General features: G+C 34.4%; 9 protein-coding genes and 3 rRNA genes. 6 read left to right on the top strand and 6 right to left on the bottom strand.

Annotation, left to right across the window (positions count from 1 at the left end):
• The first annotated feature begins 2 nt into the window (after positions 1-2).
• Positions 3-1,265 (top strand): response regulator, encoded by a 1,263-nt coding sequence (locus tag LPB137_RS13725; RefSeq protein WP_076089032.1) that lies wholly within the window; start codon positions 3-5, stop codon positions 1,263-1,265.
• Here the strand turns inward: LPB137_RS13725 and LPB137_RS13720 are convergent.
• The 5 genes from LPB137_RS13720 to secG form a co-directional block, all read right to left on the bottom strand.
• Positions 1,262-2,332: an MFS transporter gene (locus tag LPB137_RS13720; protein WP_076089030.1), complete on the bottom strand. Its 1,071-nt coding sequence runs from the start codon at positions 2,330-2,332 to the stop codon at positions 1,262-1,264. The two genes, LPB137_RS13725 and LPB137_RS13720, sit on opposite strands and share 4 nt — an antisense overlap.
• The gene (locus LPB137_RS13715) at positions 2,332-2,814 is read right to left on the bottom strand and encodes an RDD family protein (RefSeq protein WP_076089028.1); all 483 of its coding nucleotides are present in this window, start codon (positions 2,812-2,814) and stop codon (positions 2,332-2,334) included. Before LPB137_RS13715 ends, LPB137_RS13720 begins: the two co-directional genes overlap by 1 nt.
• Positions 2,815-2,819: 5 nt before the next feature.
• Entirely contained in the window at positions 2,820-3,419 is a 600-nt protein-coding gene (pyrE, locus tag LPB137_RS13710) for an orotate phosphoribosyltransferase (RefSeq protein WP_076089026.1), read from the bottom strand.
• 2 nt (positions 3,420-3,421) lie between these two features.
• Entirely contained in the window at positions 3,422-3,979 is a 558-nt protein-coding gene (gene frr, locus LPB137_RS13705; protein WP_076089024.1) for a ribosome recycling factor, read from the bottom strand.
• A 191-nt stretch (positions 3,980-4,170) separates the two neighbouring features.
• The gene (secG, locus tag LPB137_RS13700; RefSeq protein ID WP_076089022.1) at positions 4,171-4,527 is read right to left on the bottom strand and encodes a preprotein translocase subunit SecG; all 357 of its coding nucleotides are present in this window, start codon (positions 4,525-4,527) and stop codon (positions 4,171-4,173) included.
• A gap of 105 nt (positions 4,528-4,632) precedes the next feature.
• On the opposite strand from secG, the gene LPB137_RS13695 reads away from it, so the two are divergent.
• Complete coding sequence (locus LPB137_RS13695) at positions 4,633-5,328, top strand: methyltransferase domain-containing protein (protein ID WP_076089020.1); 696 nt, start codon at positions 4,633-4,635, stop codon at positions 5,326-5,328.
• Between the two features lie 30 nt (positions 5,329-5,358).
• Here the strand turns inward: LPB137_RS13695 and LPB137_RS13690 are convergent, their stop codons facing one another.
• Positions 5,359-6,057, bottom strand: a complete 699-nt coding sequence (locus tag LPB137_RS13690; protein ID WP_076089018.1) for a Bax inhibitor-1/YccA family protein — start codon at positions 6,055-6,057, stop codon at positions 5,359-5,361.
• Positions 6,058-6,627: 570 nt separating this feature from the next.
• On the opposite strand from LPB137_RS13690, the gene LPB137_RS13685 reads away from it, so the two are divergent.
• The 4 genes from LPB137_RS13685 (at position 6,628) to LPB137_RS13670 (ending at position 12,775) form a co-directional block, all read left to right on the top strand.
• Positions 6,628-8,144 (top strand): 16S ribosomal RNA (locus LPB137_RS13685).
• 412 nt (positions 8,145-8,556) lie between these two features.
• Positions 8,557-11,471 (top strand): 23S ribosomal RNA (locus tag LPB137_RS13680).
• 147 nt (positions 11,472-11,618) lie between these two features.
• Positions 11,619-11,734 (top strand): 5S ribosomal RNA (gene rrf, locus LPB137_RS13675).
• The 16S, 23S and 5S rRNA genes sit together here, the layout of an rRNA operon.
• 261 nt (positions 11,735-11,995) lie before the next feature.
• Positions 11,996-12,775, top strand: coding sequence for an enoyl-CoA hydratase-related protein (locus tag LPB137_RS13670; protein WP_076089016.1), 780 nt, complete (start codon positions 11,996-11,998; stop codon positions 12,773-12,775).
• Positions 12,776-12,792: the final 17 nt, after the last annotated feature.

The following is a 12,792-nucleotide window of genomic DNA, read 5'->3' as shown; positions in this document are numbered from 1 at the left end:
TGATGCCAAATATTTTAGAAAATATAACAATTTTATATGTTGAAGAAGAAGAATCATTAAGAATTAGATTAGTTAATAATTTAAAAGCAGTTATAAAAAAAGTTTACGTATGTAATAATGGAATTGAAGCGCTTTCTCTTTATAAAAAATATGAAGATTCAATTGATATTATAATTTCAACTGTAAATATTCCAGGAATTAATGGAATAGAACTTTTAAAAGAAGTAAGAAAAATTCATAAAAAAATACCTTTTATGATTAACACGATGTATCTAGAATCAGAATTATTACTTGAAGCTATTGAGTATGATGTTACTGAATATGTTTCAAAATCTATTACTATAAAAGATTTACTTGTAAAAATTGCAGAAAGACATCATGAGAGATTTTCATATATGAAAATGGCAGCACAAGAAATAGAAATGACAAGATATCTTGATGCTTTAAATAAAGTTGCAATTGTCTCTAAAACAGATCTAAAAGGTATTATTACTTATGTAAATGAAATATTTTGTGAAGTTGCTCAATATAAGGAATCCGAGTTACTAGGTAAACCTCATAATATAATACGTCATCCTGATATGCCAAAAGCAGCATTTAAAGAAATGTGGGAAACAATACAAGCTGGACAAAAATGGCAGGGAAAAGTAAAAAATAAAGCAAAAGATGGAAGTCCTTATTTTGTAAATGCAACAATATTTCCTCAATATGATGAAGCAGGAAAAGACATTATTGGATATATTGCCATTAGATTTTTAACAACAGATGATGAAAATGAAAAAAGAGAGTTCAAGAAAAAAGTAATTGAGAATTTACAAGATAGTAGAAAAAAACAATTACAATTAGCTAATGAAAATAGTAAACTAGAAACACAATTAGATAAATCCAACTGTAGAGTCTTTGAATTAGAAAATTATATTGGAAGTCTTCAATCTTCAATAAAAGATTTAGAATCAAAAAATTTAAGTAAAGAAAGACAATTAAACCATTATGAACTGCAAATGCATAATGTGGATGAAAGTTACTTAAAAAAGATGGAAAATAAAAAGAAAGAAGCAGAAGGAAGAGTTGGCAATATCCATGATTTAAGACGAGATAAAGATATGCTAGTTAAGAAAAACAATGATTTAGAATCAAAACTAGATGAGCTTAAGAAAACTATTTTAAATTCAAAATTAAAAGATGAAGATCAGAGAAAAAGAATCAGAGACTTATCTGATATTGTTCAGGACTTAGAAAAGAAAATTAGAGATTATGAGAGCTAAATAAAAAATAGTGTTATAAGAGAAACTAAAGCAAATATAGCACTATACACAAATAAATACTCACCATAAGACCAACCAGCAGCAAAAGCACCTACAAAGCCACCTAATCCATAAGCTACTCCATACATAAACTGTTGTGCTAGTTTTTTATTATCATAAAGTGTATATAAAAACATAATTACAGTACTATGATATAAACCAAAAGAAAAAGCATGTAAGCTTTGAGATAAAAAAGTAATAGTTAATGAATCAGGATAGGCATATAATAAAAGCCATCTAAATACAGTAATACCAACACATATTTTTATAATAGTTAATAAGTTCTTTTTTAATAAAGGTCCTTGAAAATAAAGAATTAATATTTCACAAATAACTCCAAAAGACCAAAGATATGAGGTCATTTCTAAACTTATACCATGTTCAGTTTCATAAATAGTAAAGAAGTTATAAAAGCCTCCAAAACTCATTTGCATAAAGAAAAGACTTAACCAAAATGGCCAATACTTTAAAAATGAAAAACTTTCATCTTCCTCTTTTTTTACATGGGCTACATCATTTTTTACAAGTAAAAGTGCAAAAATTACTGTTAGTATATTCATTGCTAAATAGTAATCAAGTGCGATTTTTGGTTCACTTAGAAATTTTGCAAGCACTAAAGATATAAGCATGAATCCAATTGAGCCAAATAGTCTTGATTTACCGTATTTGCTACTTCCTAGATTTTTAATAGCTGTAACTTCTAAATAAGGAAGTATCAAGGATAGACAAACTCCAAGTATTGCATTATTTATCATAAAAGCATAAAAATTATCAATTGTAAAATAAAATAACGATGATGTTAATATAGATAAAAATAAAGCACTTTTAAAAACAGTTAAATTTAATTCAACATGTTTTAAAAATAAAAAAGGAGTTGCAAATCTCATTAAAGGTGCAAGAGCGAAAATAATACCAATATCAAAAGCATTATAACCTATATCATGAAGTACTTTTGGCATAAATATTACATATACACCAACAGCTGCAAAGTAAAAAAAGTAAAATGCAGAGAGATTAAAAAATAGCATTATTCAGGAACAATAATAGTGTTTGAAATTAAATCCTGAAATGTTTTTTTATCTTTTCTAATAAAAGGTAAAAATATTAAGAAAAATGATACTACTGCAAATAATGTAGCTACATATCTTATAAGTGATTGAATTAATGATATTTTACCTTTACTTGTAGCATCTACAACTTTTAGTGCATAGGCTTTAAGTCCTGGAGTTTGGTTTTTTACAAACCAGAAAAATATAATTATTAAAAGATGAATTATAAGGATTATTGACCATCCTTGGATTCTATCTTCTGAAAAAGCCTCACCACTACCCATTATAAAATATATTACTACATAAAAAATAGGAGTAGTGATTAAAAAAGTGTCAGTTAAAAAAGCTCGAAGTCTCGAAGATACAGAAGAAGAGTCTACTTGAGTCTTTTCTTCCTTAATAGAAGTATTCTCATTTTCTTGAGTTTTTCTATTTTGTTTTGTATCTCTCCATCTAGCCATTAAGTTTAGTTACCTCTTGAACCTGGTTTATAAGCAATATCTTTAAAATCACACTCATCAGGAGTATACATTTTGAAAGTAAAGTCTTCTAATGCAAATAATGGTTTATCAAGTGGTAATTTACAATTATCTTGAGCTTGTAAATCACTTCCAACTCTTGAACAAAAACCTCTGTTTGCAAGTGCTGCATATGCAACAATATTTCCACCAGCAGCTTCAACTTGTTTAGCAGCTTCAAGTGCAGATCCACCAGTTGTGATAATATCTTCACATATGATGTAGTTTTCACCTTCACTAACTTCAAAACCACGTCTTACTGTCATTTGTCCATCAACTCTTTCCGCAAAAATAAATCTTACATCTAAAGCAGTTGCTAATGCAAATCCTGAAATAATTCCACCAAGTGCAGGTGAACATACAGCATCAACTTTAATACCAGACTCTTTTATTTGCGCAGCTAAAGCTTCGGCTAATAATTTAGCAGTTTTAGGATCTTCTAAAACCTTTGCAGATTGTAAATAAAAGTTTGAGTAATTACCAGAGCTTAATTTAAAATGTCCTTCTAATAAGGCATTTGCATCTTTATAAATTTGTTCTACGTTCATAATTATACCGTTAAAATTTCTTGTTCTTTTGCTTTTAAAGTATCATCAGCTTTTGCTACGAACCCATCAGTAATCTTTTGAATTTCATCTTGTGCTTTTTTACTCTCATCATCAGTAATTTCTTTATCTTTGTGAAGAGCTTTAATTTTGTCATTTGCAGTTTTTCTGATATTTCTAATTGCAACTTTTGCATTATCAGTCATAACTTTTGCACCCTTAGCACTTTCTTTTCTTTGGTCAACTGTCATAGGTGGGAAGAATAATTTGATTACTTCACCATCATTATTTGGATTAACACCAATGTTAGCATTTTGAATAGCTTTTTCAATATCACCTAAAAGATTTTTTTCCCATGGGTTTACTACAATAGTTGTAGCATCTGCTGCTAAAACAGAACCTACTTGATTTAAATCTGTAGGAGTTCCATAATAATCAACTTTTACACCATCTAAAACAGAAGTAGTAACTTTACCTGTTCTTAGTGTTTTATAATCTCTTTTTAAAGCCTCAATAGACTTTTCCATATGATCTTTTGTTTCAGCATTTAATTCTTCTAACATTAATTCTCCTTGCAAGGTTTAACTTTTTTATTTAATTTAAGCGGCATTATACCATTTTTAACTTTGATATCTTTCTATAATAGAGTTGTAAATTTATAATTTTATGTTTTTAATGTAGATTAGTAAAAGATGTGAGAAAAGAAAAAGTAAAGAGTGTAAGAAATATAAATATTTCTTACTATTTCTTTAAATTATTCTGCAGCAGGTACTGTTGGTACTGGTGCTGATGAAGGAGCTGCAGGAGCAGCTTGTTCAGTTACTGGAACTGGAACTGATGGTATTAATGATTCTGTTTTTACATTATCAATTGCACTTTCGTTTCTTTTTTCATTGTACATGTAACCTAAAGTCACTGTATTAATTACAAAGATTAAACCTAATGCCATTGTTGCTTTAGTTAAAAAATTACCTGGTCCTTTAGCACCAAATAAAGACTCGTTACTTCCACTATAAGCTCCAAGACCGATGCTTGAACTTTTTTGAAGTAATACTACTATAGTTAATAAAATCGCTAAAACAAATTGAACTACTAAAAGTGTAGATGTCATAATTTATTTCCTTTTTGAAAAATGGGGTATATTTTATCTAAAACTTATTAAGAAAAAGTTAAAATGAATCTTACTAAAAAATATCTACTATAATAAAGAGCAAAATTGTCAATCAAAAATGAATTTTCAAAGCATGCAAATAAATATAATGATAACAATATTATTCAACAAATTATTGCAAAATCACTTGTACGTGAATTAAAAAGTAAACCTAAAAAGATATTAGAATTAGGCTGTGGTTCAGGGCAAGTTTTCAATCATATTAATTGGGAAATAGATTTTTACAAGGCAATAGACTTTTCTGCCCAAATGTGTAAACTACATCCTAAAAACAGTAAGGTTGAAGTTAAATGCCATGATTTTGATAGTGATGAATTTTTAAATGAAATCAAAAATGATAGCTATGATATAGTTCTTTCTTCATCTGCATTACAATGGTCAAAAGATTTAGGGAAAATCATAAGAAACTTGTCTTATGTCACAAAAGAAATAAATGCAGTTTTATTCACTTCAAATACATTTAAAACAATTCAAAATATAACAAATTCAAAATCTCCAATTTTAAGCGAAGATGAAATAAAAAAGGCATTTTCTCAATATTTTAATTGTGAATTTGAAACAATAATGTATAAATTAGAGTTTGACAATAAAAAAGATTTATTTAATTACATTAAAAATTCAGGTGTAAGTGGTGGGTCAAATGCTTTAGATTTTAAAGATGCTAAGAAACTATATAAAGAGTATGGTTTAAATTATTTAGAGTTTGAAGTGATTTTTATTAAGACATTTACTAAACTGTAAACTAACTCCCAAAGGAGTTAGTTTAACTATTTAGTCGTCGTTACTATTCATAATTCCTAAAATTTGTAATAATGAAATAAACAAGTTAAAGAAATCTAAGTATAAAGATAGTGCAGCATCAATTGGAGAATCATAATTCCCTTTGATTATTTGTTGTGTATCATATAAAATGAACGCAGAAAATAATAATGCACCAGCACTAGCAATTCCTAATTGTAATAATGATGATTGAATAAAGATATTAGAAATACCTGCAACAATCATAATAATTAAAGCAATGAATAACATTTTTCCCATTGAAGAGAAATCTCTTTTAGTTGTCATTGCAAACATTGAAATTCCAGCAAAAGCAACTGAAGTCATTAAGAAAGCTTGTCCAACAATAGCAGCACCAGCTGGCATTGCAAAGATTGAAGCTAATAATGGAGCAATTGTTAATCCAGAAATAAATGTGAATCCAAATAATACAGCTAAGTTAACACCTGGAATATGTTTAGTTCTTGGTATTACGAAGAAGATTAATGCTAATTCAACAGCAAATAAAACCCATTTAACAGGTCCCATTAACATTGAAACAATTTCTAACCCAATATATGCACCAGCAGTAGCTGCTAATAAAGAACCTGCAAATAATTGATAAGTAGCTTTTAAGAAGCTCATCAATTGTGATTGCGATGACTCTTGTGCATGTTCATTAGAATTATTTGATAAATAATCTCTATTATACATATGTATATCCTTTTAATATTATAGTTTAAGTGCGTAATTTTATTATGTTAGTCTTAATAACATCTTTAATTAAGTATGTTATCGTTTACCACTTTAGATATATTATATTATAAAAGTAAATGAATAATTAATAAAGATAAGGTTTTTACTTATTAAAAATGATATTTAATTGTTTTTTACAATATAAATATAGTATTAATAATACTATTGAAAGGAATTCCAAAATTTAAGCCACATCTAAGAAAAACCCCTTGACAAGAAGAAAATTATACCCTATAATTCCCGTCCAAAAACAGAGGAACGACATCAAAAACATTTGATGAACAGCCGATACGATGGATGATCTTTAACAATGTAATGAAGTTTGTAAAGTAATCTTTATAAACTGAATATAATACTCTAATATATAATCTAAAAGAAATAGATTTAAAAAAAATAAAAAAATTATAACAAGAATTAATTCTTGTCTATAAATTTGAGTGATAATTTTGTATAACAATACAAATTTGTCAGTATCAAACTAGACGCGTTTATAAAACTTGACATTAAGTCAACTTTGTATCGCACTTCTTTATGGAGAGTTTGATCCTGGCTCAGAGTGAACGCTGGCGGCGTGCTTAACACATGCAAGTCGAACGAGAACGGATTAAAGCTTGCTTTAATTGTCAGCTAAGTGGCGCACGGGTGAGTAATATATAGGTAACGTGCCTTCAAGAAGGGGATAACAATTGGAAACGATTGCTAATACCCTATATGCCTTTATCCCATAAGGGAGCAAGGGAAATATTTATAGCTTGAAGATCGGCCTGTACAGTATCAGTTAGTTGGTGAGGTAATGGCTCACCAAGACAATGACGCTTAACTGGTTTGAGAGGATGATCAGTCACACTGGAACTGAGACACGGTCCAGACTCCTACGGGAGGCAGCAGTGGGGAATATTGCACAATGGACGAAAGTCTGATGCAGCAACGCCGCGTGGAGGATGACACATTTCGGTGCGTAAACTCCTTTTATATAGGAAGATAATGACGGTACTATATGAATAAGCACCGGCTAACTCCGTGCCAGCAGCCGCGGTAATACGGAGGGTGCAAGCGTTACTCGGAATCACTGGGCGTAAAGAGAATGTAGGCGGATAGAAAAGTCAGAAGTGAAATCCAATAGCTCAACTATTGAACTGCTTTTGAAACTTTCTATCTAGAATATGGGAGAGGTAGATGGAATTTCTGGTGTAGGGGTAAAATCCGTAGAGATCAGAAGGAATACCGATTGCGAAGGCGATCTACTGGAACATTATTGACGCTGAGATTCGAAAGCGTGGGGAGCAAACAGGATTAGATACCCTGGTAGTCCACGCCCTAAACGATGCACACTAGTTGTTGTGAGGCTAGACCTTGCAGTAATGCAGTTAACACATTAAGTGTGCCGCCTGGGGAGTACGGTCGCAAGATTAAAACTCAAAGGAATAGACGGGGACCCGCACAAGCGGTGGAGCATGTGGTTTAATTCGACGATACGCGAAGAACCTTACCTGGACTTGACATAGATAGAATATAACAGAGATGTAATAGTGCTAGCTTGCTAGAACTATCATACAGGTGCTGCACGGCTGTCGTCAGCTCGTGTCGTGAGATGTTGGGTTAAGTCCCGCAACGAGCGCAACCCTCGTCATTAGTTGCTAACAGTTCGGCTGAGAACTCTAATGAGACTGCCTGGGTAACCAGGAGGAAGGTGAGGACGACGTCAAGTCATCATGGCCCTTACGTCCAGGGCTACACACGTGCTACAATGGGGTATACAAAGAGCAGCAATACCGTGAGGTGGAGCAAATCTCAAAAATATCTCCCAGTTCGGATAGCAGTCTGCAACTCGACTGCTTGAAGTTGGAATCGCTAGTAATCGTAGATCAGCAATGCTACGGTGAATACGTTCCCGGGTCTTGTACTCACCGCCCGTCACACCATGGGAATTGAACTCATTCGAAGCGGGAATGCTAAAGTAGCTACCCTCCACAGTGGATTCAGTAACTGGGGTGAAGTCGTAACAAGGTAACCGTAGGAGAACCTGCGGTTGGATCACCTCCTTTCAGAGAAAGAGACTTAATTCGTTTTAAGTCTCATCAAGAAAAACAATAAAGAGTATTATGTTCGGTTTATAAAGATTATTAAAAACCTTACATATTAGAGTTTAGTTATTCAAACTAAATATAAGTACTTAATATAAAGTATTTATATTTGGTTTAATTACCAAAACGCGTTACCTTGAAAAAACTTGTTTTTTTAAGCTAGCAAGATATTTAAAAATATAATGTTAAAGTCTTTTAATTTTTTCATTAATTAATACTAATTTATTAGTAAAGATTAATAAACAATTTTAAAAACTATCTAAGAGATTAGATAGAACACAATTTATTATTTTATGTAATGTACAGAAATGTATGTTTAATAAGATAGTAGCCAAAGAATAATTATCAAATGCGACAGATTAAATTCTGTTTATTATAAGCTATTAAGGGCTAATGGTGGATGCCTAGACTGTAAGAGGCGATGAAGGACGTACTAGACTGCGAAAAGCTACGGGGAACTGTCAAGAAGTTTTGATCCGTAGATCTCCGAATGGGACAACCCAGCTAATAGAGATATTAGTTACACGAAAGTGGGCAAACCTGGTGAAGTGAAACATCTCAGTAACCAGAGGAAGAGAAATCAAAAGAGATTCCCAAAGTAGCGGCGAGCGAAATGGGATTAGGACAAACCCTATGCTTGCATAGGGGGTTGTAGGACCAAGATGTGAGACTAGAGAATATAGATGAATAACCTGGAAAGGTTAAGCGTAGAAGGTGATACTCCTGTAATCGAAATGTTCAATAGCTCTATTGGTATCCTGAGTAGGACGGAACACGTGATATTTTGTCTGAATCTAGGGGGACCACCCTCTAATCCTAAATACTACTTACAGATCGATAGTGAACAAGTACCGTGAGGGAAAGGTGAAAAGTACTCCAGCGAGGAGAGTGAAATAGAACCTGAAACCATTAGCTTACAATCATTCGGAGCCCTATGATTTATCAGGGTGACGGACTGCCTTTTGCATAATGAGCCTGCGAGTTGTGGTGTCTGGCAAGGTTAAGCCAAGTGCGAAGCCGTAGCGAAAGCGAGTCTTAATAGGGCGACTTAGTCAGATGCTGCAGACCCGAAACGAAGTGATCTATCCATGAGCAGGTTGAAGCTGGTGTAAGAGCCAGTGGAGGACCGAACCGGTGTGCGTTGAAAAGTGCTCGGATGACTTGTGGATAGGGGTGAAAGGCCAATCAAACTTCGTGATAGCTGGTTCTCTCCGAAATATATTTAGGTATAGCCTTGCGTAGTAGCATATAGGGGTAGAGCACTGAATGGGCTAGGGCTGCTTACCGCGGTACCAAACCCTATCAAACTATGAATACTATATGTGTAATCGCAGGAGTCAGGCGTAGGGTGATAAAATCCTATGTCGAGAGGGGAACAACCCAGACTAACAGCTAAGGTCCCAAAGTCATATCTAAGTGGAAAACGATGTGGAGTTACTGTGACAACCAGGAGGTTGGCTTAGAAGCAGCCATCCTTTAAAGAAAGCGTAACAGCTCACTGGTCTAGTGATTCTGCGCGGAAAATATAACGGGGCTAAGATATGCACCGAAGCTTTAGATTCAATATTTATATTGAGTGGTAGGAGAGCGTTCTATTCAGCGTTGAAGATGTACCGGTAAGGAGCGTTGGAGCGGATAGAAGTGAGCATGCAGGCATGAGTAGCGATAATTGAGGTGAGAATCCTCAACGCCGAAAACCCAAGGTTTCCTACGCGATGCTCGTCATCGTAGGGTTAGTCGGGTCCTAAGTCGAGTCCGAAAGGGGTAGACGATGGCAAATTGATTAATATTTCAATACCAACAAACAAGCGTGATGTGGGGACGCATAGAGTTAATCGAGCTCACTGATGGAATAGTGGGTCGAAGGACGTAGGTCGTAATTTAGGCAAATCCGGATTACATGAGACCGAGATCTTACAGGCTCCTGACACTCTTCGGAGGAGATGGAGAATCGATGATACTGTCGTGCCAAGAAAAGCCACTAAGCATATTGTTTGTTGCCCGTACCGTAAACCGACACAGGTGGGTGGGATGAGTATTCTAAGGCGCGTGGAAGAACCCTGGTTAAGGAACTCTGCAAACTAGCACCGTATCTTCGGTATAAGGTGTGCCTACTTTGGTATAGGAATTTACTTCCGAAAGCTAGAGAGGTTGCAACAAAGAGTCCCTCCCGACTGTTTACCAAAAACACAGCACTTTGCTAACTCGTAAGAGGATGTATAAGGTGTGACGCCTGCCCGGTGCTCGAAGGTTAACTGATGATGTTAGATTTATCGAAGCATTTGATTGAAGCCCGAGTAAACGGCGGCCGTAACTATAACGGTCCTAAGGTAGCGAAATTCCTTGTCGGTTAAATACCGACCTGCATGAATGGCGTAACGAGATGGGAGCTGTCTCAACCAGGGATCCAGTGAAATTGTAGTGGAGGTGAAAATTCCTCCTACCCGCGGAAAGACGGAAAGACCCCGTGCACCTTTACTACAGCTTGACACTGTAGCTTGGATATTCATGTGCAGGATAGGTGGGAGGCTATGAAACTAGGATGCCAATTCTAGTGGAGCCATCCTTGAGATACCACCCTTGAATATTTGAGTTACTAACTGGGAAGAGTTATCCTCTTTCAGGACAATGTCTGGTGGGTAGTTTGACTGGGGCGGTCGCCTCCTAAAAAGTAACGGAGGCTTACAAAGGTTAGTTCATGGCGGATGGAAATCGCCAGTTGAGTATAATGGCATAAACTAGCTTGACTGTGAGACATACAAGTCGAACAGAGACGAAAGTCGGTCATAGTGATCCGGTGGTTCTGTGTGGAAGGGCCATCGCTCAAAGGATAAAAGGTACGCCGGGGATAACAGGCTGATCTCCCCCAAGAGCTCACATCGACGGGGAGGTTTGGCACCTCGATGTCGGCTCATCGCATCCTGGGGCTGAAGCAGGTCCCAAGGGTATGGCTGTTCGCCATTTAAAGCGGTACGCGAGCTGGGTTCAGAACGTCGTGAGACAGTTCGGTCCCTATCTTCCGTGGGCGTAGGAAAGTTGAGGAGATTTGTCCCTAGTACGAGAGGACCGGGATGAACGTACCACTAGTGTACCAATTGTTCTGCCAAGAGCATCGTTGGGTAGCTACGTACGGATGAGATAAGCGCTGAAAGCATCTAAGCACGAAGCCAACTCCAAGATTAACTTTCCCTGAAGATCCCAGCAAGACTAGCTGGTTGATAGGCTAGATGTGTAAGCGTTGTAAGACGTTTAGCTGACTAGTACTAATAGATCGTTTGGCTTATTTTTAGTATTCTTTGGTTTACTATCTTATTAAGTGTACGCAATGTATGAATAAAAAATAAAATGTGTTGACTTTAACATTATTAATATCTTTACTCACAGATTAAGTTGAGTAATGAGTATACGTATATCGTATATTGATTACTCAGTTTTGCTGGTGGTTATAGAGAAGAGGAAATACCCAGCTCCATTTCGAACCTGGAAGTCAAGCTCTTCATCGCTGATAATACTGCAGGGTCCCCTTGTGGAAACGTAGGCCGCTGCCAGCTCTTGAGTATTTACTAAGCTTTTAGCTATTTGAACTTTGTTCTTTTAGCTGAAAGCTTTTTTTTTAGCCTTTTTTTTCGGGTTTTTCCTTCGTTTTACTTTTATTTAAATCTTATTTCTTATCTTTTTCTTTTTTTCTTAATTTTTATTCTTTTAAATTAATCCATAGTATCTATTCTATTAGTATATATATTTATAGTAAGCTCTTGTCTTTGAAATAAGGATAAGGTAAACTTCTTTATTAATAGTTAAAAGGTAATAAAATGTCATATAAATATATATTAGTTGAAGTAAGAAATAATTGTGTTGGATTGATTACATTAAATAGGCCAAACTCTTATAATGCTTTATCCTCAGAATTGATTAGTGAAGTATCTAATGCTGTTAAGAGTTTTGATGAAGACAAAAGTATTGGAGCAGTTGTTATTACTGGAGGAAATAAAGTCTTCGCAGCAGGTGCAGACATAAAAGAATTATCTCAATTAGATTTTGCAAGTGCTTATAATAGCGAGTTTATAACAAAGCAATGGAATGGTTTAGAAAATCATAAGAAGCCAATAATTGCAGCAGTATCTGGAGTTGCACTTGGTGGAGGATGTGAGTTAAGCTTGTTATCTGATATAACAGTTTGTGATGAAACTGCAAAATTTGGTCAACCTGAGGTTAAATTGGGAACAATGCCTGGAATTGGAGGTACTCAAAGATTAATTAGAAGTGTTGGAAAATCAAAAGCAATGCAGATGTGTCTAACAGGAGATATGATATCAGCATTTGAAGCTAAAGACTTTGGTTTAGTTTCAGAAGTATTTAAAGAAGGTACTGTAATTGATGAAGCTGTAAATATAGCTACTAAAATAGCTTCTATGTCTCAACCAGTTGTAAAGCTTATAAAAGAATCAATTGATAATGCTTATGAAATGTCACTTAGTTCAGGTTTACAAAATGAAAGAAAATATTTTTATGCTACATTTAATTTGGAAGATAAAGATGAAGGTATGTCAGCTTTTATTGAAAAAAGAAAAGCAAATTTCAAAAATAAATAGACATAAAAAAAGGCCAA

The organism is Poseidonibacter parvus (genome assembly GCF_001956695.1).
Lineage (GTDB): Bacteria > Campylobacterota > Campylobacteria > Campylobacterales > Arcobacteraceae > Poseidonibacter > Poseidonibacter parvus.
The sequence above is the reverse complement of the archived record's forward strand: the minus strand, read 5'-3'. Positions and strand labels throughout refer to the sequence as shown.

What these genes read in the sequence shown, in the direction of transcription:
- LPB137_RS13725 (WP_076089032.1), top strand. Translation starts at nt 3, where the DNA reads ATGCCAAATATTTTAGAAAATATAACAATTTTATATGTTGAAGAAGAA.
- LPB137_RS13720 (WP_076089030.1), bottom strand. Translation starts at nt 2,332, where the DNA reads ATGCTATTTTTTAATCTCTCTGCATTTTACTTTTTTTACTTTGCAGCT.
- LPB137_RS13715 (WP_076089028.1), bottom strand. Translation starts at nt 2,814, where the DNA reads ATGGCTAGATGGAGAGATACAAAACAAAATAGAAAAACTCAAGAAAAT.
- pyrE (WP_076089026.1), bottom strand. Translation starts at nt 3,419, where the DNA reads ATGAACGTAGAACAAATTTATAAAGATGCAAATGCCTTATTAGAAGGA.
- frr (WP_076089024.1), bottom strand. Translation starts at nt 3,979, where the DNA reads ATGTTAGAAGAATTAAATGCTGAAACAAAAGATCATATGGAAAAGTCT.
- secG (WP_076089022.1), bottom strand. Translation starts at nt 4,527, where the DNA reads ATGACATCTACACTTTTAGTAGTTCAATTTGTTTTAGCGATTTTATTA.
- LPB137_RS13690 (WP_076089018.1), bottom strand. Translation starts at nt 6,057, where the DNA reads ATGTATAATAGAGATTATTTATCAAATAATTCTAATGAACATGCACAA.
- LPB137_RS13670 (WP_076089016.1), top strand. Translation starts at nt 11,996, where the DNA reads ATGTCATATAAATATATATTAGTTGAAGTAAGAAATAATTGTGTTGGA.